The organism is Providencia sp. PROV174 (assembly GCF_028480685.1).
Classification (GTDB): Bacteria; Pseudomonadota; Gammaproteobacteria; order Enterobacterales; family Enterobacteriaceae; genus Providencia; species Providencia rettgeri.
In genome coordinates, this window is sequence record NZ_JAMPOT010000009.1 from 94,816 (window position 1) to 116,573 (window position 21,758).

Genomic DNA, 21,758 nt, shown 5'->3' on the forward strand with positions numbered 1-21,758 from the left:
AGACAATGAATTAAACTCGTTATTTAACGTGATATCGTGACATTAGCCTTAATATGTTTAAGGTGAACGACTATCGTAAATGTAACAATCACCAACAGTGACCATGCCCCCCACTTACCTGCATGTACCATTGACCAAGCTCCAATCTGGTTTGGATATTGCCAAACACCAAAAAATGTCCCAAAATTCTCAGCCAACCAAATAAAAAAGCCAATTAGCATAAATGCGAGCAATAATGGCATTTTTCGCTCTTTATCTAGCGGAGTATAAAAAACCACACTACGGGCATACAACCCCATAATAAATGCAGCTAAATACCAGCGATAATCATCAATATAATGATGACTAAAAAAATTAATATAAATAGCTAATGCAACTAATGTTGCCATCCAATAGGGTGGATAGTGTTCAATTCTTACTTTAAAAAATCGCCAAGATTGAATGATATAGCTCCCTACAGCGGCATACATAAATCCAGTAAATAAAGGAACCCCCCAAAGCTTAGTGTAAGCTTCATCTGGATATTGCCATGATCCAATCGTTGCTGACGTTTTAAACAACTCCATCATAAAACCAACTAAATGGAAAACACAAATAGCCTTTAACTCATCCCAGGTTTCCAGTTTTGACCACACTAACAAGGCTTGAAAGGCAACTGCAAAAATCAATAACAAGTCATAGCGAGGGATACCAATTAGCCCTTTAGCTGGTACCAAAAATAGCGCTAGAAAGAAAAAACCTGCGAATAAACAAGAACGAGCATTAATTAAACCGAAAAACCAAAACTCTAATAGAAACCGTTTAATGCCATGGCTATTATTCGGCTGATGAGCCATTAAAATTTGGTCTAATTTCCCTAACACATTCAATTTTTGACACAAACTGGTCATTTATTCGCTCACCTAATTTTTTATTATTTGGTTTGTTTTCTTTCATAAGACAAGGCGATGAGTTTAACAAAATAGTTATCCCCTACATAAGGTAACTATCTTAGACTTATGCATTTTTATTTTTTATAGTTTTAAGCGCTGGGTTTACACTACCTATTAATATTAACGATATTTTCCATCCGATTTTAAGTTTTATTTTTTAACTCGCACCTGATGGCAATTCGTTAACAAAAAGTAATGATATACTTAAATGATATGTGTTTATTTGCTATATGAATGCCAATCCAACAATTTAGGAGTTTTATGATGAAATTATATTACGCTCCCGGTGCTTGCTCACTTTCTCCCCATATCATTCTGCGTGAAACTGGTTTAGATTTCAGTATTGAGCGAGTGAATATAAAAGAAAAAAAGACTGAGAAAGGTGAAGACTTTTTAGCAATAAACCCAAAAGGACAGGTACCAACCTTAGTGCTAGATAATGGCGAACAACTCACTGAAGGTGCTGTTATTGTTCAATATATTGCGGATCAAAAGCCGGATCGTAACCTGATAGCACTTCCAGGCTCAATGAAGCGTTATCACCAATTAGAAGCTTTAAATTTTATTTCAACAGAACTACATAAAACTTTCTCACCTTTATTCACTCCAGGAACACCAGAAGAGTATAAAGATACTGTCCGTAACGTATTGTTTAATAAGTTTAAGTATGTTGATAGCGTGCTCGCCAAACAAGCTTTCTTTGCTGGGGATACTTTTAGTGTCGCTGATGCCTATTTATTTACGGTTAGTAATTGGGCAAAACACGTTGGGCTTGATTTGACTAGCTTAACCCACCTGCAAGATTACAGTGCTAAAATCGCCAAACGCCCTAATGTTCAGGACGCATTAAAAGCGGAAGGCCTAATCTAATCTGTAAAATAGCGCTCTTTCAGTAGAGCGCTATCTTTGATAATACAAATCAATTTAATCTAATTGTGTTGCACAGAAATTATGTTCTGGATTAACCATTTTGTCTTGAGCAGCAACGAGTTGTAATTCGTATTCTCCCATTTCTTTGGTTTTTATCATCACTTCATATACTGCAGCTGCAACGTGTTCTAATCCCTTATCTAAAGGCTCACCTTTCAATAAGTTAACCAACATTAAACCACTGGTCAAATCACCAACACCAACAGGTTGTTTTTCACCAAAATCAACAAGTGGACGGCTAACATGCCAACTATGCTCTGTTGTTACAAGGATCATTTCAAAACGATCTGCGCGATACCCAGCCCGACTTAAATGTTTAACAAGAACTATTTTAGGCCCTTTGTGGCACAATTCACGTGCAGCTTGCGTAGCCTCTTCGACATTTTTAATGGTTCTACCCGTTAAGGTTTCTAGTTCTAATAAATTTGGTGCAATAACATCACTAGCAGCCAGTGCGCGCTCACAAAGGAATTCAGCAACTCCAGGAGCAACAATACAACCTTTTTCAGGATGTCCCATTACTGGGTCACAAAAATACAGGGCTTGAGGGTTTACTGCTTTTACTCTTTGCACGATAGCAAGAATATCATTTCCTTGCTCTGCAGACCCAATATAGCCACTTAATACAGCATCACAAATTTCTAATTTATAGATTTTAGCTAAACCATCAACGATGTCGGTTAAGTGCTGCGTTGGAAAGACACTTCCAGTCCATTGTGAGTATTGTGTATGATTCGAAAATTGTACGGTATTGAGTGGCCACACATCTACGCCCATTCGGCACATAGGAAATGCAGCAGCACTGTTTCCTGCATGGCCGAAAACAACATGGGATTGAATTGATAATACGCTTTTCATTGAGAACCCAAAAAATTGTTATGTCGAATGAAGAGAAATCAGTGATTACCCATTGCAAATATGAATACACTCCAAATAATTCAAGTCATATATAAGTGACATAGGAAAATGAATCGAGGGCATACACCCGCATGCAATTCGGAGAACCTAGCGCAGTCAACACCGATACAATTTGAATTATGGCGAGTATAGCCCGGAAGGTTCCGGGCTGGTATTACAAAGGTTAGTCAGAGCTATTTCCAATTAATTAAACAGTCGTTTTTCTTACCACGACGGATCAATGTATAACGCCCAAACAGGCGGTCTGCATCAGAGAAGACATACATTGGCTCTGTTTGTTTCTGGCCATTAATAGATACCGCGTTAGAACTAATTGCCGTTCTTGCTTGCCCACGAGAAGGCGTTAACTCTGAATCCACTAAAGCTTGTTGTAAATCAGCGCCTGCTTCTAAGGTAATACAAGGAATACCATCTTGAGCTAATTGTTCAAAATCAGCTTCAGTTAAATCAGATACGGCACCAGAGAATAAGCTTTCAGTAATACGTTTTGCAGCAGCTAGCCCTTCTTCGCCATGTACCAGTTTAGTGACTAATTCTGCCAATACATATTGAGCCCGAGGCGCTTTACCGCTGTTTTTATCTTCTTCTTCCAGTGCATTAATTTCATCAATTTCCATGAATGTGAAGAATTTTAAGAAGCGATAAACATCAGCATCTGCCGTGTTGATCCAGAACTGGTAGAATTTATATTGGCTAGTTTTCTTGGAGTCTAACCAAACTGCACCACCCTCAGTTTTACCGAATTTTGTGCCGTCAGCTTTAGTAATCAGAGGTACCGTCATGCCAAATACTTGGTTTTGGTGTAGGCGACGAGTTAAATCGATACCAGAAGTGATGTTACCCCATTGGTCAGAACCACCAATTTGCAGTTCCACGCCCATCTCTTTGTTCATATTTGCAAAGTCATAACCTTGTAAAAGATTATAAGCAAACTCAGTAAAAGAGATACCAACGTCATCACGATTTAAGCGTTGTTTAACTGACTCACGGTTAATCATTTGGTTAACAGAAAAATGTTTACCAATATCACGTAAGAAAGTCAGTACATCCATTTTGCCAAACCAATCATAGTTGTTAGCTAGGCGTGCACTGTTATCACCGCAATCAAAACTTAAAAATGGTGAAACTTGGTTACGAATTTTCTCTACCCACTCTTGAACGGTTTCTGTGGTGTTTAATTTACGCTCAGTAGCTTTAAAACTTGGGTCTCCAATAAGACCCGTTGCACCACCGACCAACGCCACAGGCTTGTGCCCGGCTAGTTGGAATCGTTTTAAACACAGCAAAGGAACCAGATGTCCCAAATGCAAGCTATCAGCGGTAGGATCGAAGCCACAATAGAGAGAGATAGGGCCCTGCGCCAGTCTCTCTGCTAACGCATCCTCATCCGTTACCTGGGCAACGAGGCCCCGCTCTTGCAATTGTTTAATCAGGTTATTGCTAGACATCAATGACTCCATCTGTTGTATTTTGTCTATCTATTTTGGTTTAAATGACCAGTAAGTTTGAGAGGTTTGTCAAAACTCACCAGTGTAATTTGTCAGTTTTCTTAAATGAGGCTATAGCATAAAGCGCATATCAATTAAGTGCCAGCTAAAAAACATGATCCTAAGGGGCTAATCTGTCAATTTTCCAGCCACTCTCTTCTCGCTGGTATAAAAAACGGTCATGCAAACGGTGTGCACCACCTTGCCAAAATTCAACACTATCAAATACCACTCGATATCCCCCCCAAAAACTAGGCAGTGGGACGTCACCATTCTTAAACTTTTGTTTTAGTTCTAAAAATTTCCCTTCTAAAATACCACGTGCAGAAATTTTAGAAGATTGCGCTGATGCCCATGCTGCAATTTGGCTATCTTTTGGCCGACTATGAAAATATTTAATTACTTCAATAGGGTTTAAACGTTCGGCAACGCCTATGAAATTGACTTGGCGCTCTAATGGATACCATGGAAAATGCAGGCTAATTTTATTATTTTTTTCTAAATGCTGCGCTTTTCGGCTACCTAAATTGGTATAAAATACAAGGCCTTTATCATCAAAATGCTTTAATAGTACGATACGCTGGTAGGGTTGCCCGGTTTCATCCACTGTAGCAACACACATGGCTGTTGGGTCACTCAAACGAGCTTCACATGCCTGCTTCATCCATAGTTCGAAAAGGGTTAATGGGTTTGGTGTTAAATCATGGCGCCTTAACCCACCTTTTGTGTATTCTCGACGTACTGCTGCGAGATCAATCTCACCTAGTTCGTTCATTTTTATATCCTTAACCACAATTATTTTTTATTGCTATTTTTAGGGTATATCGCCCCAAGCACAGTTTCTTGGCTTGCTCCAGTTACAGAAGCCAAATTTCCTGAAAGCCCAGAAATGGTTCGAGCAGCTAACCATGCAAATGCCAAGGCTTCCATGTCATCCCCACTTAGTCCAAATTTATCACTTGGCGCCACTTCAATCCCAGGCAGTAAGGCAGCCATCCGTTGCATTAGAAAGGTATTCTTTGCTCCACCACCGCAGACTATCAAACGCTCACAACCGCCACATAGTAACACTTGCTCCGCAATAGAGGCTGCTGTCAATTCGCACAGCGTTGCTTGCACATCATCAACTGAAATTGAAGGAAAGTCAGCCAAATGCTGTTCTAACCATTGTGTGTTGAAATACTCTCGCCCCGTACTTTTCGGTGATGAACGCCTAAAGTATGGGTCACTTAGCATCGCTTTTAGTAATGCATGGTCAACTTGACCACGACTGGCCCATTCACCATCTTTATCAAATGCCTTTTGCTTAATACGCCAGCTCCAGGTATCCATTAACATATTGCCAGGTCCAGTGTCATAACCTTTGACATAAGCACCAGGTAACAAAGCTGTCACATTAGCTATTCCACCAATATTCAGTACAATTCGTTTTTCTGTAGAATGCCCTAAAACAGCTAAGTGAAATGCAGGAACTAAAGGTGCTCCCTGCCCCCCATAAGCCATATCTCTTCGTCGAAAATCACCTACTGTCGTGATCCCCGTTAAAGCCGCAATACGGTTGTTATCACCTAATTGCATAGTAAAAGGCTGCTCACCATCAGGCTCATGCCAAACAGTTTGACCATGGCAACCAATGGCAATGATATCTTCGGATGTTAGCCCTGTTTGAATAAGAAGCTGGTTTATTGCATTTGCATATAAAGAGCCTAGCTCTCTATCAATTTTACCAACCTCTGATAACGTTGTTACTTGTCCTTGGCATATATCTAAAATTCTTTTTTTTAATTCAATAGGAAATGCAACACTCAAACTGGATTGCTCTGCGACAAATTTGTCACTAATTGCAGCAAGAACGACATCAACACCATCTAGGCTAGTTCCTGACATAACCCCTATGTAACGACCTGATTTCATCATTATTCTTGTTCCTTCAGAGTGCACATTAACTTTACAACGCTCGACTACAAAAGATTGTGCTTTGATGACAAATTTTGTCAACAATTCGATGCAATTTCTCGGCGCGCTTCGCAGGAATAATAAATAAATGCTTTAAAACTCAAAATTGCTAGACAACCCAAGTAAAAAAGACGTTTTGTAATACCTGAAATTTTCATTTCCAATATAATGGTACATAATACATTTATCAGCTCGGCATTACGGTTCTGTACCTCAGCTAAAGTTTTAACACCTTATTTCTGTTTGGCAACTGGTGCGAAAAGATGCTCATAAGCTGACTACCCTATATGAATATTTAACAAAGAGTGCCTTATTGAATGAAATAATCGCGAATTTGAGATATTTTACCTAGTGTTTACACTCTATTTAAATCAATATCGGTAATCTAACCATCGCTTTTTAATACCATTATTTTGATACTTGTTGTGTTTATGGTGAAAACAAATATACGATGCTATGTTAGTGCCACAGACAGCAAATCTCATAGGAGTTCTTATGCTTAAGAAAGTTTTTGTAGGTGTTGTAGCAGTTGCAGCTTTATCAGGCTGTGTCAATACCAGTACGCTTTCTGGTGATACTATTTCAGCCAAGGATGCGAAACAGGTACAGACTGTGACTTATGGTACTGTTCTGAATGCTCGCCCTGTGACTATTCAAGCTGGTGAAGACGGCAACGTAATTGGTGCCATTGGTGGTGCAGTACTTGGTGGGTTATTAGGTAACACTATCGGTGGTGGGACAGGTAACACATTAGCAACTGCTGCGGGTGCTATCGCTGGTGGCTTAGCAGGCCAAGAAGCCCAAGGCGCATTAAATAGAAGCCAAGGTGTTCAATTAGAAATCCGCCTCGATAGCGGCAAAAACATTGTTGTAGTTCAAAAACAAGACCCAAACACTTTCCGTAATGGTCAACGCGTTATGATTGCGAATAGCGGAAATACCGTTACTGTATCTCCTCGATAATCTTACGGTTACTAAATTAGGTATGCTCACCGGCTATTGCCGGTGAGCATTTCTTATAAAAATATTACTGAATAATATAATAACTTTATGTTTTATAATCATATTTTATATTTATCATGCATGGCTTTTAAATAATGTAATTCCTTGTTTACACATAAATGCCTTGCTTTCAAACCAATAAACTTATTTTAGCTTATCCCCTCTAATCAATTGTTTGTTATTAATTAATACACACCAATGAATTAGCTAACTAAAAATTAAAAAGACAAAAGCAACGTCGAGACATACAATTTACAAATTTAATTATATTTCACAGCAATCATTCAACAAGAACAATAACCGAGTATAATTATTCATTCTATTATCACCCTATAAAAATTGCATAATCCAATTATTTTAATTGCGAATTTAATAATTAGCATATCATTTATTAGCTAGTCATATTATTTTTACATCAAGAATCATTTTGTAGTCTTAAAATATTCTTTTCAAGCTTCAGAAGTAATTGTGACAACTGATAAAGCTCATCTTGGCTAATGTTGTTCAATATTTCTAGCCGCGTATTATTTATAACTTGATCTACAGTTTTAATAAAAGGTTCAGATTCTTCAGTTAATTTTATTCTTTTAGCTCTCCTATCATTTGTGCAAATATGCCTAGAAATAAGCTTTTTTTCCTCTAACTGATCAAGAGTTCTTACTAATGAAGGCTGTTCAATACCAATCGCTTTCGCTAACTGTATTTGAGATTGTTCAGGTGGTAGTTGACTTATATTATGCAATGTAACCCAATGTGTCTGTGTAAGTTTAAGAGGCTTCAAACGATAGTCGATTAATGCTCTCCACATGCGAACAACACGTGATAATTCTGTCCCAATTTGTGATTCCAATTTACCCTCCTTTATATAATTATAATGTCTAAAAAACATACCGTCTTCATATTATTTTTGAATTATATATTAATTTCCTTTTATATTTACAACTTTTTATTTATACATTAGCTATTAAATACCTATTTCTAGTTATAATGGCTGATTTATTATGCGGTATAACTCCCATTAATACTTCGTAAACTCATCCATTATCTCAATCTAGGATTAATAAGATAACCTATCAATTATCTTATTAATAAGAATAGCCGCACTCTCCTTTTTGATCTATCTATTTTACCTCTTATAGTAGTCATGAATAACAATAAAAAAACAATGACAAATAAATCTTTAAAAAACAAGTGAATATAGTTAATCTTAAAATCATGTTAATTACAGTCATTTTGATTTAACCTATACCAATTTTTAATAAATAAAATTTCATTGAAATATAAACCAAGAAATAAATAGCTTATCATTAATTTCAATTGAATTAATTCACATTAACATTAAAACATTTTTTTATTTCTAATGAAATTTAAGAAACTGAGGATTAAAAGAGTTGTTGTTGCGTATCGATGACTTTTTCTTGATCTGGTTTTTTATTTAATATTCTTAAATAGCGTTGGCGACATAAACGAAGTACATTTCGTTTTTCAGTATCAGAAAATTTTAGCCAATTAAAGCGTTCATCACGAGTGCGGTAACAACCTCGACAATAACCTTGTTCATTACTTTGACAAATACCACGGCAAGGGCTGGGGATCTCAAAAAATTCAAGTTGTTCGGCCATAAGTTTCCCCTTCAAAAGAAAAAATCACCATAAATCTGTGATATACTCCTAAAAATGAGTATTACCATTATTTGTTCAAAAAACAAACTGTAATCATTGTATTTATTAATTTAAGCACGTTATATTAATAGGTAAATCGATTCAGGCTGATTCTAAGAGGTTTAAAAATGCGCTTACTCCATACTATGTTACGTGTTACTGATATGCAGCGTTCTATTGATTTTTACACTAAAGTGTTAGGCATGCGCTTATTAAGAACGAGTGAAAACACAGAGTATAAATACTCTCTCGCATTTGTTGGTTACAGCGATGAAAGTGAAGGCGCCGTAATAGAGTTGACCTATAACTGGGGTGTTGACCAATACGATATGGGCAATGCATATGGTCATATCGCCTTAGGCGTCGATGATGTTGCAAAAACGTGCGATGATATCCGTAACGCTGGTGGAAACGTCACACGTGAAGCGGGCCCTGTTAAGGGTGGAAGCACTGTGATTGCATTTGTGGAAGATCCAGATGGCTATAAAATTGAACTTATCGAAAACAAAAGCGCAAGTAAAGGCTTAGGCCATTAATTCGCGATATAATTTAGAGGTTTAGGTGCCTAACTTAGCATCTAAACTTTTATCACCGTTTACCTGCAAATTTTTACTGGTTTTGGCATAATGTAACCCAACCAGAAAACTAAAATCGAAAGTCCTAATGTCTGAAAAAAACAATCCAAATGCCCTAGTGAACCGCTTCAGGGGATACTATCCTGTCGTTATTGATGTTGAAACAGGTGGGTTTAATGCAAAAACTGACGGCCTGTTAGAAATTGCTGCCATCACCTTAAAAATGGATAAAGACGGCTGGCTCTCCATGGATGAAACATTACATTTTCATGTAGAACCTTTTGAAGGGGCGAACCTTGAACCGTCCGCTCTTGCCTTCACAGGAATTGATCCAACAAACCCTCTACGCGGTGCTGTTAGCGAATATGACGCCCTTCATGCGATATTTAAAGTCATTCGCAAAGGCATGAAAAACACAGATTGTAATCGCGCAATTATTGTCGCCCATAATGCTAATTTTGATCACAGCTTTGTGATGAATGCGGCCGAACGAGCAGGTTTAAAACGTAATCCTTTCCATCCATTTGCAACCTTCGATACTGCGGCACTCAGTGGCCTTGTATTTGGTCAAACAATTCTGGCAAAAGCTTGTGTTTCTGCGGGTATCCCATTCGATGGCAAACAAGCTCATGGTGCACTGTATGATACGAATCGCACGGCTTTGCTATTTTGTGAAATCGTTAATAAGTGGAAAAAATTGGGTGGGTGGCCAATTATTGAAGACAGTCAATAATTTTTTAGTCAATCACCATGACAGAAAAAACCGTATTTGATGTAAAGCAAAAATGCTTTCGTCAAATACGGTTTTTATATCTTTAATTTATGGCTTAATTTAGTCTGTGCTAGCTTCATCTGCAGAACGATATTTATCCGCAGTTTCTTTGATTAGAGACTGGAGCTCACCACGCTGGAACATTTCCATGATGATATCACAGCCACCAACTAGCTCACCATCCACCCATAATTGTGGAAAAGTCGGCCAGTTTGCGTATTTTGGCAATTCAGCGCGAATATCTGGGTTTTGTAAGATATCAACATAGGCAAAACGCTCACCACAAGAAGACAGAGCTTGTACTGCTTGAGCAGAAAAACCACAGCTCGGAAGTTTAGGAGAGCCTTTCATATATAATAAAATTGGGTTTTCTTTAATTTGGCGCTCAATTCTTTCAATAGTTGTCATTTTTAACTTCCTTAAAACAAAGATGCAGGTTTGCAGTCAGCCAGTAACTGAGAGTCTACCGCAACTTAACAGAATACATTGACTGGTATAATAAGAAACTGAATTGTTTCATACAATATGCCAGTTTTATAGGGGCATTACTATAGCATTCCAAAAAGCAAAAAGGCATCTTTTCTATCTTCTCTTTACCTAAGTCAAACAAGCAGCTATTTCTAGTTAAAAATGAATATTTTATAAATTTTGGTTATCCATTCGCAATATCCACATGATTTATATGTGTAATTCCCCAATTTATTTGTTAACATCTGTGTAACGCTATTACCTTTACCTTTGTAAGGTTTAACGTGTTATCATTAATATATTAAATATCATATCGCCAATAGGCGAAACTCTAATGATAAGCAGTAACCGACTATTTCGCTCATTTTAAGAGCAAACACCCTAAGTATTTTGATATAAAAGCAATCAAGGAGTACGAAATGTCATTTGAACTACCCGCTTTACCGTATGCAAAAGATGCTTTAGAACCTTATATCTCTACTGAAACCTTAGAATATCACTATGGTAAGCACCATAACACGTACGTTGTTAACTTAAATAACCTAATCAAAGGCACTGACTTTGAAGGAAAATCTTTAGAAGAAATTATCAAAACTTCTGAAGCCGGAGTTTTTAACAACGCAGCACAAGTTTGGAACCACACTTTCTATTGGAATTGCTTAGCGCCAAATGCAGGTGGTGAACCAACAGGTAAAGTTGCTGATGCAATCAATAAATCATTCGGTTCTTTCGCTGAATTTAAAGCTCAATTTACTGATGCAGCAACCAAAAACTTTGGTGCAGGTTGGACCTGGCTGGTGAAAAAAGCGGATGGTAGCCTTGCTATAGTAAATACATCTAACGCAGCAACACCTATTTCTGGTAATGATAAGCCCGTGTTAACTGTTGATATTTGGGAGCACGCTTACTATATCGATTACCGTAACGCTCGCCCTAAATATTTAGAAAACTTCTGGGCACTGGTTAACTGGAAATTTGTGGAAGAAAATTTAGCATAACAATTTCTGCATGTTGCTAAGTTCAGATACAGCAAGGGCGAGATATACTCGCCCTTTTAAATTCACCCTACTCAAGGCTGAAATAAAATCAGAAAATATGCGCAGCGAGAAATATAATTAATGCTAATGAGCCCAGCGCAGCAAGCAATCCATATTTAACATCTGTATCCATGAGTTCCTCTCATTCTAATGTAATTGAATTAATAAATAACCATGAAATAATAAAGGTTATTAAGTATACATATCCAAAAAAGTAAAACTAGTGTCTATATCACATGTTATAACATCAATTATTTCTTTCGTTTTTGCGCTAGATCAGACAAAATCGACAACAAATCGCTAAATTATTGCCAGCAAAGGCTCAATGCATCAATATGCAGGTAATTTTTTAACAAGAATTCTTATAGAGACCGGTTATTGGTCAGGAGTTTTTTTTCCCCATGGCAACGATTAAAGATGTGGCGAAGCGCGCTGGCGTATCCACCACAACCGTATCCCATGTAATTAATAAAACGCGCTTTGTAGCTGATGACACTAAGGCTGCGGTTTGGGCTGCAATTAAAGAGCTCAATTATTCGCCAAGTGCGGTTGCCCGTAGTTTAAAAGTTAACCATACAAAGTCGATTGGGTTGTTAGCAACTTCCAGTGAAGCGCCTTACTTCGCTGAGGTGATCGAATCTGTTGAAAATAGCTGTTATGAAAAAGGCTATACGCTGATTCTATGTAATTCTCATAACAATTTGGGAAAACAAAAAGCGTATTTACAGATGCTAGCACAAAAGCGTGTTGATGGCTTACTTGTGATGTGTTCCGAGTACCCTGACACCTTAATTGGTATGCTAGAAGATTACCGCAATATCCCAATGGTAGTGATGGACTGGGGAACTTCCCGTGGCGATTTTACCGATAGTATTATTGATAACTCGTTCCATGGTGGATACCTAGCAGGCCGCTATTTAATTGACCGTGGGCACCGCGATATTGGTGTGATCCCCGGTTCACTTGAAAGAAATACAGGTATTGGGCGTTTAACTGGCTTCAAAAAAGCAATGGAAGAGGCCAAGATTACACTAAAAGAAGAATGGATAGTTCAGGGGGATTTCGAACCTGAGTCTGGCTATAAAGCAATGACGCAAATTTTAAGCCATAAGCAGCGCCCTACCGCTGTATTTTGTGGTGGTGATATCATGGCAATGGGAGCAATTTGTGCCGCTGATGAAATGGGATTACGTGTTCCACAAGACATTTCAATCATTGGCTATGATAATGTGCGAAATGCACGCTATTTTACACCGGCATTGACCACAATCCACCAACCCAAAGAGCGTTTAGGCCAAATGGCCTTCACAATGCTGCTCGATCGTATCGTCAATAAGCGCGAAGATGCTCAAACAATCGAAGTCCACCCTCGCCTTGTAGAACGTCGTTCTGTTGCGGATGGTCCATTTATCGATTACCGTCGGTAGTACGAATAACTAGGTTGAAAGCCACTCTGCGTTAAGCGTTTCGTTATCGCCAAGGTAATCTAACAACCAGCTGAGCGCTGGTGATGTATTATTTTCCACCCAAGTTAAACAGCAAGGACTGGGTGGAAAAGGCTGCGCTAATGATAGTTCAACTAATTGGCCTTTTTCGCAAAGCGGAGCCGCTCGATGCTCAGGTACCATCCCAACACATAACCCGTTAACTAAACAAGCTAAGCCATTTTCCCAGTACGGTACAACAAGCCGGCGCTGGTTATCAAGAGCCCAAGTATCACGTTTGGGTAGGTTACGTGAGGTATCTTCAAGGCACAAACTAGGGTACTCTCTCATTTGATCATCGGTCAGTTTTTCACCTATTCTGGTTAATGGGTGCTCCGGGCTTGCAACACACATCCACGACATAAAACCCATATCACGGAAACTATACCTTTCTCCAATTGGAGATGCTCGAGTCGCACCAATCGCAACATCTACGCGCCCATCAGCAAGTGCATCCCACACCCCATTAAACACTTCTGGATGAATAAAGAGTTCGATATCAGGAAAATGACGATAAAAATCAAGAATTAGCTGTTCTGTTCGTTGTGGTTTGACAATACAATCAACAGCAATACTAAATTGACCACGCCAGCCATTCGCAACCTGCTGACACTGGTGACGAGTATCTGTCATTTTTTTGATAACAGAACGGCTCTCCTTAATAAATATTGCCCCAGCTTCTGTTAGCACAACATCACGATGTCGGCGCTCAAATAGAGGAACCGCAAGCCATTCTTCAACTTGCTTAACGGTATAGCTGATTGCAGAAGGTACACGGTGCAATTCTTCAGCAGCACCACTAAAACTTCCAGTTCGAGCAACTGCATCAATCACTTCGAGTGCATGCGCAGACCACATAACCTCTCCTTTCAAAAATTTTGATAGCAAGATCCAAATATTACCGTTTCACAACCTAAAAAAATAGCCTATACAATGGCGTTATCATTAACATTTTTTTAAATATCAGATAAGTAATAATTATGTCGAATACTGTGAAAAAAAATTCCCCTGGATTTATGGTGTACCTTGCAGGACTTAGCATGCTGGGGTTTTTAGCCATTGATATGTATTTACCTGCATTTGGTGCTATGCAAGACACCCTGCATACATCCGAAGGCGCGATCAGTGCTTCTCTCAGTATCTTTTTAGCTGGTTTTGCCTTTGCTCAGCTATTATGGGGGCCATTATCAGACAAACTTGGCCGTAAGCCTGTTCTCATTGTGGGCTTAACTATTTTCATTTTAAGTAGCTTAGCTATTTATTGGGTAGAAACCGCAACACAGCTATTAACACTTCGTTTTTTACAGGCGGTTGGAGTCTGCTCTGCGGCTGTTTTATGGCAAGCACTAGTTATCGACCGCTATGATGAAGCAAATACTCAAAAAGTTTTTGCTTCTATTATGCCGCTAGTCGCGCTATCCCCTGCTTTAGCACCATTATTAGGTGCATGGGTTCTTGAGCACCAAACATGGGAAGCAATTTTCCTGATCCTAATGGCGGTGGGCATATTACTTTTATTGCCAACGCTCTTTTTGAAAAATGTTTCAGTTAAAACAATAACTGATGACAGCCAACCACAAGCTAAGATTTCTTTCTCAAACTTACTCAGTTCCCCTGTTTTCAGCGGCAACGTACTAGTTTATGCATCCTGTAGTGCGGGCTTCTTCGCTTGGCTAACAGGTTCTCCCTTTATTTTACGCAATATGGGCTTCAATCCTGCTGATATTGGCTTGAGTTATATTCCACAAACGTTAGCCTTCATTATTGGTGGATATGGCTGCCGTATTTTATTAGCAAAAATCCGAGCAGAAACAATATTTCCATTGTTACTTCTTGGTTACGCGGTAAGCATGTCCATTTTATTCATCATGGCTATCTATACCACACCATCATTAACCATGATCTTGATCCCATTCTGCTTTATGGCAGCAATGAATGGAGCCTCTTACCCAATTGCAGTATCTAAAGCACTAAATACATTTCCTAGTGCGAGCGGTAAAGCAGCTGCCTTACAAAATGCCTTACAATTAGGGTTATGTTTTTTAGCAAGCCTACTTGTTTCTACCTTGACCTTCGACCCATTGTTGGCAACAACCGGAGTTATGGCAGTCACAATTATCCCAATGGCCATTGGCTATTTTATGCAACGTTGTGCCAGCAAAAATAATCAAGCTGTTAAGCAAGTCGATTGCCAAGCGAATTCATAAAGTGTAGTTTACTGAATCAATCATGCCGAGTCTTATCGGCATGGTTTTTATTCTAGTGAATTCAAGAAAACCTTTCTTCAGTGTATAGCACTTGTGAGGATACGGTAATACTTATTAAGTATTTTGCTATATAACCCATTATTCTTAACGCGCAAACCCTAATATTTCTCATCAATTTTCTTTATTCAAAGCGGATTTCACTAAAAAATAAGGCTTTTATTTTGTCATCTACTAAGATATAGATATTTCTTGGTTATTTTTCTTGTTAAAAAACGTTATCATTGTGACATTAAATAATGAGTGCTCAAGAATGATGTTAAAACAGTATTATCCACCAGATGAATTAAAATCCTTTGTTAGTTCTATTTTGATAATCAAAGAGTTTACAGAGGCAATCAAAATTTTCCCTGGAACTGGTGCTGAAATCTGGGTTTCATCAGATGCTTTTTGCATGACAACTGAGAGCGACTCAGTCGCAGACTCATACCAACTTATTATTCCTAGGGTCAATACATTTACGGCTAGCCCCAATCATTCTAAAGTCATGGTATTACGTATTCGTCATGATGCCTTACGTTTTTTACTACCTGAAAGTACACTCAATTATACGGATAAACCCATCGCACTAAGTGGCATATGGGAAGACCGCTGGTTTGAAGCTTTAGCTAATTCTTCATTTAGAGAGCTGTTAGAGTGTTTTAATAAGACAAAAGCCAAGAAAAAACCTCATTTCATAGATGAAATCTTAGAGTTGCTATATCGTAACCCAACTAAAAAAATTACAGAAATTGCCGAAGAGACAGGTTTACATGTCCGTGTCATTCAAAAAGAGTTTCTAAAAGAATACGGTATTACGCCAAAAAGGTACCAGATCAATTGTCGCTTAGAACATGTTTTAAAAAGTATGGTCGTAGAACAAGATACCTACCGTTGGTTTGAAACAGGCTATTATGATCAATCCCACTTTTACCGTGATTTTAAAAGATACTTTACTATGACGCCGTCGGCATTTTTAAAATCGAGTTATTCGCTTTTTTACAATACAAAAACTAAGTACCCATTAAGATAGTTCTTAATACATAAGGAGAACGGAATGAGTATTGTTGTGTATGCCCAAATTACTACAGAAAGGACGGATGGGTATTTAACGAAAGAAATCGTTCGTGACTTAGCAAAACTAAGCCGCCGAGAGAAAGGATGCATTCAATATGATCTTATGGCTAAAGAGAATGGTTACATTGTTTTCGAGGAATGGGAAGACACTCAGGCATTAGAGATGCATAAAAATAGCCCTCATTTCAGGCGATTAGTTGAAGCAATTGAACGTGATAACGCCAGCTTTTCTGTCAATTTCAGTGAAAAATGATCTATTAATAATGAAAGCTAGAGCGAGTTGTCATTTTTGAGAATTTTAATCATCTTTATTTAATAGAACTCCATAACCTACATTCAATAAACAAAGTCTAAGCATGTTTCATTCAGGCTATAGCATAAACCACTATTGCTATAGCCTACCTGACTATCTATGCCGCTATTGATCTTTAAAGCACATAACACCGTTATTACTTCGGATGCCTATTTACTCTGTTTTCGCTACATCAGCCAACTCTTCTGCTTGTTGTAATAATTTTTCTTGTTCTTTTTGATTTAAAACACGCTCGACAGTATCAACAATTGCCTGAGTTTGTGGGTCTATCTCAATATTTATTTTATCACCCAAACGTTTTTTACCTAATGTCGTTCTCTCTAATGTTTCAGGAATGAGATGTACACAAAACCGATTATTGATCACGTCACCGACCGTTAAGCTAATACCATCAATCGCTACAAAGCCTTTATGCAAAATATATTTCATTAATGGTTTATTATGAATTGACAACCAAATTTGGTGGTTATCTTCAGATGTGAAAATTTTGCTAATTTCAGCGGTTGTCATAATATGACCAGAAACAACATGCCCACCAATTTCGTCACCGTATTTTGCGGCACGTTCGATATTAACAACATCACCTTCTTGCAATTCCCCCAAATTAGTTAATCTCAGGGTTTCTTTAATTAGATCAAAACTGACTCTTTCGCCATCAATTTTTGTTACCGTCAAACAACAACCATTATGCGCAACGGAAGCCCCTGTTTCTAAGCCTTTCAGCAATTCTGGGGTAAACTTCATTACATGAGTTCGAAAGTTGGCTCTTTCTGTAATTTCAATGATAGGAGCGGTCGCTTGAACAATGCCTGTAAACATAATGATTCTCAGTGTAGTGGATTAATAGACTCAGTTTACATCAGAATTTTTAGAGATCTATCCTATTCGAGTGGTAAACAACACGATAATAAACCTTATATTCAGTAATATATTAGGTTTGAAAATGCTCTTTTATAGTTTGTTACCATATCATTATTGGAATCTATTTAGAAACGGGATAGAATGAGCGGTTTTTAGTAATCAAGGGGTTTTTAGTAACCCATTTATTTTTCTAATTTTTTTCCTCTTACTTGCTTTTATTACAAAGGTGTATGCGTGCAGAAATATTTTACAGAAGCGCGTAGCTTGTTGGCACTTGGTATTCCTATCGTTTTAGCTCAATTTTCACAAACTGCGATGGGGTTTGTGGATACGGTTATGGCTGGAAGCGTTAGTGAAATTGAGATGTCCGCAGTTGCAGTTGGTTTTTCCATCTGGCTGCCAGCTATTCTTTTTGGCCAAGGAATTTTAATGGCATTAACCCCAATCGTTGCACAAATGAATGGGTCAGGTCGTCGTAACTTAATTGGTGACCAAATTCAACAAGGCCTGTGGTTAGCACTACTTTTAGCCTTAGCTATTATGTGCCTTCTTTATAATAGTCAGCTGATTATTAGCAATATGCCCCATATTGATAAAGAATTGGCGGATAAATCTGTCCGTTTTTTACATGCTATTATGTGGGGTGCGCCAGGCTATTTATTTTATCAAGTATATCGTAGCCAATGTGAAGGTCTTTCAAAAACCAAACCGGGGATGGTGATTGGTTTTCTTGGCTTAATGATCAATATTCCTATTAACTATATCTTTATTTATGGTCACTTTGGTGCCCCTGCTTTAGGTGGTGTTGGTTGCGGTGTCGCCACTGCATCAGTGTATTGGGCTATGTGTCTGATGATGAGATGGTATGTGAAACGCGCTACTGCGCAGCGTGATATTCGCCCTACACTCTCTTTCACATCGCCAAATCCATTAATCTTAAAGCGAATTATTGTGTTAGGTACGCCAATTGGTCTGGCACTTTTCTTTGAAGTCACTTTATTTGCTGTCGTTGCACTGCTAGTTGCTCCATTAGGTGTTGTCGCAGTAGCAGGTCACCAAGTTGCGTTGAATTTCAGCTCCGTCATGTTTATGTTCCCATTATCATTAGGAATAGCTGCAACCATTCGTGTTGGTTACAACTTAGGACTGAAATCAACTGAGGCTGCTAAAGTTTCATCTTATACTGGCATTGCTGTTGGCTTAATGGTCGCTTGTTTTACGGCTATACTCACTGCCGCCTTCCGTGAGCCGATTGCGATGATGTATAACAAAAACCCTGAGGTGGTTGTTTTAGCCAGTAGTTTAATGTTGTATGCCGCTATTTATCAGCTATCAGACTCTGTGCAAGTTATTGGTGCGGGAATTTTACGTGGTTATAAAGATACACGTTCTATTTTCTTTATTACCTTCACTGCATATTGGCTACTTGGCTTACCTTCCGGTTATATCTTAGCGTTAACGGATATCATCGCACCGGCGATGGGGCCTAAAGGCTTCTGGATTGGCTTTATTATTGGGTTGAGTGCGGCTGCAATAGGAATGGCAACACGAATTATGTGGATCCATAAGCAAACAGAGGATGTTGTTTTACTTCGCTCAGCTCGCTAATCGACGGTTTTTTAAGCTTTTTATTATGGGAGAAGATGTATTTCGCACCAGATAGTTTTAAATACGACCAAACTATCACGAAAATACATTTTCCCCTTGCCAGATGAACTTCATAACGTTAATATTCATCCCCGTTGTCACCTAGATAACTTTTAGATGCGTCCGTAGCTCAGTTGGTTAGAGCACCACCTTGACATGGTGGGGGTCGGTAGTTCGAGTCTACTCGGACGCACCATTTCTAGTGAACACAATGTTAATTTTCAGCGCGTCCGTAGCTCAGTTGGTTAGAGCACCACCTTGACATGGTGGGGGTCGGTAGTTCGAGTCTACTCGGACGCACCATTTCAAATTAACACAAATCAAGTCTTTCAGTGCGTCCGTAGCTCAGTTGGTTAGAGCACCACCTTGACATGGTGGGGGTCGGTAGTTCGAGTCTACTCGGACGCACCATTTAATTTACCCACCTACTCGTTAAAATTTCTCTTGATTGTCTATTATTATTCCCTTATTTTGTTGCGCAACAAATTAAGAGACCTAATATCAACTGAATTTTTGATCTGAACGCTTTCTTCTTTTAATTTAGTAAAATTTGATTTGTCTCACAGTTTTTTGTTGTCTATAATACTCACACTGGCTGAAAGGTTTCAACAGTAGTAAATCAATACGTTAGCTTTAATTGAATTTGTCATCTACACTATAATAAGAATCAAAATGTGACAAATTTAAGTGTAAAAATGCATTAAACACCAGACTGTCGCCTATTCTTATAAATGAGTTGCGCAACAAAGTTCACCATGCGCACGACTTATTAAATGTACTAAGCATCGGCGGCAATACCGATTTCCTTTATAACATTAGATAGACTGCCATGAAAAAAACCAAAATTGTTTGTACTATCGGTCCAAAAACCGAATCAGAAGAAAAACTGACCCAACTCCTTGATGCTGGCATGAACGTCATGCGCCTCAATTTCTCTCACGGTGACTACGAAGAACACGGTCAACGTATCAAAAACCTTCGCGCTGTTTGTGCAAAAACAGGTAAGCAAGCCGCTATTTTGCTAGATACTAAAGGCCCTGAAATCCGCACCATGAAATTGGAAGGTGGTAACGACGTTTCTCTCGTTGCTGGCCAAACTTTTACATTTACTACTGATACCTCTGTGGTAGGTAATAAAGATAAAGTTGCGGTGACCTATGCAGGTTTAACTTCAGATTTAAAAGTTGGCAATACCGTATTAGTTGATGATGGCTTAATTGGCATGAAAGTGACTAATGTCACTGCAACTGAAGTTGTTTGTGAAGTTTTAAATAACGGTGACCTCGGTGAGAAAAAAGGGGTTAACCTGCCAGGCGTTTCAATTGGCCTTCCAGCATTAGCTGAAAAAGATAAAGAAGACTTAGTATTTGGTTGCCAACAACGTGTTGATTTTGTTGCTGCTTCATTCATTCGTAAGCGCTCAGATGTTGAAGAAATTCGAGCTCACCTGAAAAAACACGGTGGCGAAAACATCCAAATTATTTCTAAAATTGAAAACCAAGAAGGTTTAAATAACTTTGATGAGATTTTGGAAGCCTCTGACGGAATCATGGTCGCTCGTGGTGATTTAGGCGTTGAAATCCCAGTTGAAGAAGTTATTTTTGCACAAAAAATGATGATTGAAAAATGTGTTGCAGCACGTAAAGTCGTGATAACAGCAACCCAGATGCTTGATTCAATGATCAAAAACCCACGCCCTACTCGCGCAGAAGCGGGTGACGTTGCCAATGCTATTTTAGATGGCACTGATGCGGTTATGTTGTCTGGTGAAAGTGCTAAAGGTAAATACCCAGTAGAAGCTGTTACCATTATGGCAACTATCTGTGAGCGTACAGATCGTGTAATGCAAACTCGCATCGATAACCAAAAACCAAGCCAACGCTTACGTGTCACAGAGGCTGTATGTCGTGGTGCGGTGGAAATGTCTGAAAAATTAGATGTTCCATTAATCGTTGTTGCAACTTATGGCGGTAAATCGGCTAAGTCTGTACGTAAATATTTCCCTACTGCACCAATCTTAGCGTTAACTACCAATGAAGAGACTGCTCGTCAGTTACTGTTAGTTAAAGGTGTGATCCCAATGATAGTTGGTGGTTTTACATCTACAGATGACTTTTATCGTGAAGGTAAACGCGCAGCTCTAGAAAGTGGCTTAGCCGTTTCTGGTGATGCAGTTGTCATGGTTTCTGGCGCATTAGTACAAAGCGGAACAACCAATACATCTTCAGTTCACGTACTTTAATTAGTCTTTAATTGTCTTCTAAAAGGCCGATAGTGATTATTTTAGCTATCGGCCTTTTTATTTAGATTTAACATTTAGTGCTGCCTTGATGTAACTATCCCTTTATTTACTTTTCTCTAGTAAATATCTTATTGCATTTTAAGTGTAATATCA

21 protein-coding genes and 3 tRNA genes are annotated in these 21,758 nt (G+C 38.5%); 14 read left to right on the forward strand and 10 right to left on the reverse strand.

From position 1 onward, the window contains the following. Positions 1–23 precede the first annotated feature (23 nt). Positions 24–890 (reverse strand): DUF817 domain-containing protein, encoded by an 867-nt coding sequence (locus PSE60_RS07730; protein ID WP_042851575.1) that lies wholly within the window; start codon positions 888–890, stop codon positions 24–26. Between the two features lie 306 nt (positions 891–1,196). Between PSE60_RS07730 and gstA the strand changes: the two genes are divergently transcribed. Beyond that, the gene (gene gstA / locus PSE60_RS07735; protein WP_272665332.1) at positions 1,197–1,802 is read left to right on the forward strand and encodes a glutathione transferase GstA; all 606 of its coding nucleotides are present in this window, start codon (positions 1,197–1,199) and stop codon (positions 1,800–1,802) included. 54 nt (positions 1,803–1,856) lie between these two features. On the opposite strand, the gene pdxY is transcribed toward gstA, so the two are convergent. From pdxY to anmK, 4 genes are all read right to left on the reverse strand, one after another. Continuing rightward, positions 1,857–2,720: a pyridoxal kinase PdxY gene (gene pdxY / locus PSE60_RS07740; protein WP_272665046.1), complete on the reverse strand. Its 864-nt coding sequence runs from the start codon at positions 2,718–2,720 to the stop codon at positions 1,857–1,859. Between the two features lie 233 nt (positions 2,721–2,953). Next, positions 2,954–4,228 carry a tyrosine--tRNA ligase gene (tyrS, locus tag PSE60_RS07745; RefSeq protein WP_210839665.1) on the reverse strand — a complete coding sequence of 425 codons (1,275 nt, stop codon included), beginning with the start codon at positions 4,226–4,228 and terminating at the stop codon, positions 2,954–2,956. 160 nt (positions 4,229–4,388) lie between these two features. Continuing rightward, the gene (pdxH, locus tag PSE60_RS07750) at positions 4,389–5,042 is read right to left on the reverse strand and encodes a pyridoxamine 5'-phosphate oxidase (RefSeq protein WP_004910451.1); all 654 of its coding nucleotides are present in this window, start codon (positions 5,040–5,042) and stop codon (positions 4,389–4,391) included. 20 nt (positions 5,043–5,062) lie between these two features. Continuing rightward, positions 5,063–6,184 (reverse strand): anhydro-N-acetylmuramic acid kinase, encoded by a 1,122-nt coding sequence (anmK, locus tag PSE60_RS07755; protein WP_210839664.1) that lies wholly within the window; start codon positions 6,182–6,184, stop codon positions 5,063–5,065. 534 nt (positions 6,185–6,718) lie between these two features. Between anmK and PSE60_RS07760 the strand changes: the two genes are divergently transcribed. Continuing rightward, complete coding sequence (locus PSE60_RS07760; RefSeq protein WP_004910448.1) at positions 6,719–7,186, forward strand: glycine zipper 2TM domain-containing protein; 468 nt, start codon at positions 6,719–6,721, stop codon at positions 7,184–7,186. Positions 7,187–7,640: 454 nt separating this feature from the next. On the opposite strand, the gene slyA is transcribed toward PSE60_RS07760, so the two are convergent. Then, positions 7,641–8,075 carry a transcriptional regulator SlyA gene (gene slyA / locus PSE60_RS07765; protein ID WP_210840421.1) on the reverse strand — a complete coding sequence of 145 codons (435 nt, stop codon included), beginning with the start codon at positions 8,073–8,075 and terminating at the stop codon, positions 7,641–7,643. Positions 8,076–8,607: 532 nt separating this feature from the next. Further along, entirely contained in the window at positions 8,608–8,847 is a 240-nt protein-coding gene (locus PSE60_RS07770) for a DUF1289 domain-containing protein (RefSeq protein WP_210840422.1), read from the reverse strand. A 167-nt stretch (positions 8,848–9,014) separates the two neighbouring features. Between PSE60_RS07770 and gloA the strand changes: the two genes are divergently transcribed. Next, the gene (gene gloA / locus PSE60_RS07775) at positions 9,015–9,422 is read left to right on the forward strand and encodes a lactoylglutathione lyase (protein ID WP_210840423.1); all 408 of its coding nucleotides are present in this window, start codon (positions 9,015–9,017) and stop codon (positions 9,420–9,422) included. Positions 9,423–9,549: 127 nt separating this feature from the next. Continuing rightward, a complete protein-coding gene (gene rnt, locus PSE60_RS07780; protein WP_004910441.1) occupies positions 9,550–10,194 on the forward strand; it encodes a ribonuclease T in 645 nt (214 codons plus the stop codon). A 99-nt stretch (positions 10,195–10,293) separates the two neighbouring features. Here the strand turns inward: rnt and PSE60_RS07785 are convergent, their stop codons facing one another. Continuing rightward, entirely contained in the window at positions 10,294–10,641 is a 348-nt protein-coding gene (locus PSE60_RS07785) for a Grx4 family monothiol glutaredoxin (RefSeq protein WP_210840424.1), read from the reverse strand. A 479-nt stretch (positions 10,642–11,120) separates the two neighbouring features. Here PSE60_RS07785 and sodB point away from each other — a divergent pair, with 479 nt between their 5' ends. Both sodB and purR read left to right on the forward strand, forming a co-directional pair. Continuing rightward, positions 11,121–11,699, forward strand: a complete 579-nt coding sequence (gene sodB / locus PSE60_RS07790; protein ID WP_272665048.1) for a superoxide dismutase [Fe] — start codon at positions 11,121–11,123, stop codon at positions 11,697–11,699. 440 nt (positions 11,700–12,139) lie between these two features. Further along, positions 12,140–13,165 (forward strand): HTH-type transcriptional repressor PurR, encoded by a 1,026-nt coding sequence (purR, locus tag PSE60_RS07795; protein WP_004910435.1) that lies wholly within the window; start codon positions 12,140–12,142, stop codon positions 13,163–13,165. Between the two features lie 9 nt (positions 13,166–13,174). Here purR and punR read toward each other — a convergent pair whose 3' ends face one another. After that, the gene (gene punR, locus PSE60_RS07800) at positions 13,175–14,080 is read right to left on the reverse strand and encodes a DNA-binding transcriptional activator PunR (protein ID WP_210838299.1); all 906 of its coding nucleotides are present in this window, start codon (positions 14,078–14,080) and stop codon (positions 13,175–13,177) included. Between the two features lie 122 nt (positions 14,081–14,202). On the opposite strand from punR, the gene punC reads away from it, so the two are divergent. From punC to PSE60_RS07815, 3 genes are all read left to right on the forward strand, one after another. Then, a complete protein-coding gene (gene punC, locus PSE60_RS07805; RefSeq protein ID WP_210838297.1) occupies positions 14,203–15,429 on the forward strand; it encodes a purine nucleoside transporter PunC in 1,227 nt (408 codons plus the stop codon). Positions 15,430–15,739: 310 nt separating this feature from the next. Continuing rightward, on the forward strand, positions 15,740–16,498 hold the full coding sequence (locus PSE60_RS07810; protein WP_247605386.1) for a helix-turn-helix transcriptional regulator: 759 nt from the start codon (positions 15,740–15,742) through the stop codon (positions 16,496–16,498). 24 nt (positions 16,499–16,522) lie between these two features. Further along, positions 16,523–16,795, forward strand: coding sequence for a putative quinol monooxygenase (locus PSE60_RS07815; RefSeq protein ID WP_004263806.1), 273 nt, complete (start codon positions 16,523–16,525; stop codon positions 16,793–16,795). 213 nt (positions 16,796–17,008) lie between these two features. Here the strand turns inward: PSE60_RS07815 and PSE60_RS07820 are convergent, their stop codons facing one another. Further along, the gene (locus PSE60_RS07820; protein ID WP_272665049.1) at positions 17,009–17,674 is read right to left on the reverse strand and encodes a riboflavin synthase subunit alpha; all 666 of its coding nucleotides are present in this window, start codon (positions 17,672–17,674) and stop codon (positions 17,009–17,011) included. A gap of 276 nt (positions 17,675–17,950) precedes the next feature. Between PSE60_RS07820 and PSE60_RS07825 the strand changes: the two genes are divergently transcribed. The 5 genes from PSE60_RS07825 (at position 17,951) to pykF (ending at position 21,605) form a co-directional block, all read left to right on the forward strand. Continuing rightward, a complete protein-coding gene (locus PSE60_RS07825) occupies positions 17,951–19,324 on the forward strand; it encodes an MATE family efflux transporter (RefSeq protein ID WP_272665050.1) in 1,374 nt (457 codons plus the stop codon). 158 nt (positions 19,325–19,482) lie between these two features. Further along, positions 19,483–19,559, forward strand: a tRNA-Val gene (locus tag PSE60_RS07830). A 30-nt stretch (positions 19,560–19,589) separates the two neighbouring features. After that, a tRNA-Val gene (locus PSE60_RS07835) sits at positions 19,590–19,666 on the forward strand. A 31-nt stretch (positions 19,667–19,697) separates the two neighbouring features. Beyond that, a tRNA-Val gene (locus PSE60_RS07840) sits at positions 19,698–19,774 on the forward strand. Positions 19,775–20,192: 418 nt separating this feature from the next. Beyond that, positions 20,193–21,605, forward strand: coding sequence for a pyruvate kinase PykF (pykF, locus tag PSE60_RS07845; RefSeq protein WP_272665051.1), 1,413 nt, complete (start codon positions 20,193–20,195; stop codon positions 21,603–21,605). Positions 21,606–21,758 lie beyond the last annotated feature (153 nt).

Bases quoted from the DNA above. Each gene is read 5' to 3' on its own strand.
- PSE60_RS07730 (WP_042851575.1), bottom strand. From the start codon at position 890: ATGACCAGTTTGTGTCAAAAATTGAATGTGTTAGGGAAATTAGACCAA.
- gstA (WP_272665332.1), top strand. From the start codon at position 1,197: ATGAAATTATATTACGCTCCCGGTGCTTGCTCACTTTCTCCCCATATC.
- pdxY (WP_272665046.1), bottom strand. From the start codon at position 2,720: ATGAAAAGCGTATTATCAATTCAATCCCATGTTGTTTTCGGCCATGCA.
- tyrS (WP_210839665.1), bottom strand. From the start codon at position 4,228: ATGTCTAGCAATAACCTGATTAAACAATTGCAAGAGCGGGGCCTCGTT.
- pdxH (WP_004910451.1), bottom strand. From the start codon at position 5,042: ATGAACGAACTAGGTGAGATTGATCTCGCAGCAGTACGTCGAGAATAC.
- anmK (WP_210839664.1), bottom strand. From the start codon at position 6,184: ATGATGAAATCAGGTCGTTACATAGGGGTTATGTCAGGAACTAGCCTA.
- PSE60_RS07760 (WP_004910448.1), top strand. From the start codon at position 6,719: ATGCTTAAGAAAGTTTTTGTAGGTGTTGTAGCAGTTGCAGCTTTATCA.
- PSE60_RS07770 (WP_210840422.1), bottom strand. From the start codon at position 8,847: ATGGCCGAACAACTTGAATTTTTTGAGATCCCCAGCCCTTGCCGTGGT.
- gloA (WP_210840423.1), top strand. From the start codon at position 9,015: ATGCGCTTACTCCATACTATGTTACGTGTTACTGATATGCAGCGTTCT.
- rnt (WP_004910441.1), top strand. From the start codon at position 9,550: ATGTCTGAAAAAAACAATCCAAATGCCCTAGTGAACCGCTTCAGGGGA.
- PSE60_RS07785 (WP_210840424.1), bottom strand. From the start codon at position 10,641: ATGACAACTATTGAAAGAATTGAGCGCCAAATTAAAGAAAACCCAATT.
- sodB (WP_272665048.1), top strand. From the start codon at position 11,121: ATGTCATTTGAACTACCCGCTTTACCGTATGCAAAAGATGCTTTAGAA.
- purR (WP_004910435.1), top strand. From the start codon at position 12,140: ATGGCAACGATTAAAGATGTGGCGAAGCGCGCTGGCGTATCCACCACA.
- punR (WP_210838299.1), bottom strand. From the start codon at position 14,080: ATGTGGTCTGCGCATGCACTCGAAGTGATTGATGCAGTTGCTCGAACT.
- punC (WP_210838297.1), top strand. From the start codon at position 14,203: ATGTCGAATACTGTGAAAAAAAATTCCCCTGGATTTATGGTGTACCTT.
- PSE60_RS07810 (WP_247605386.1), top strand. From the start codon at position 15,740: ATGATGTTAAAACAGTATTATCCACCAGATGAATTAAAATCCTTTGTT.
- PSE60_RS07815 (WP_004263806.1), top strand. From the start codon at position 16,523: ATGAGTATTGTTGTGTATGCCCAAATTACTACAGAAAGGACGGATGGG.
- PSE60_RS07820 (WP_272665049.1), bottom strand. From the start codon at position 17,674: ATGTTTACAGGCATTGTTCAAGCGACCGCTCCTATCATTGAAATTACA.
- pykF (WP_272665051.1), top strand. From the start codon at position 20,193: ATGAAAAAAACCAAAATTGTTTGTACTATCGGTCCAAAAACCGAATCA.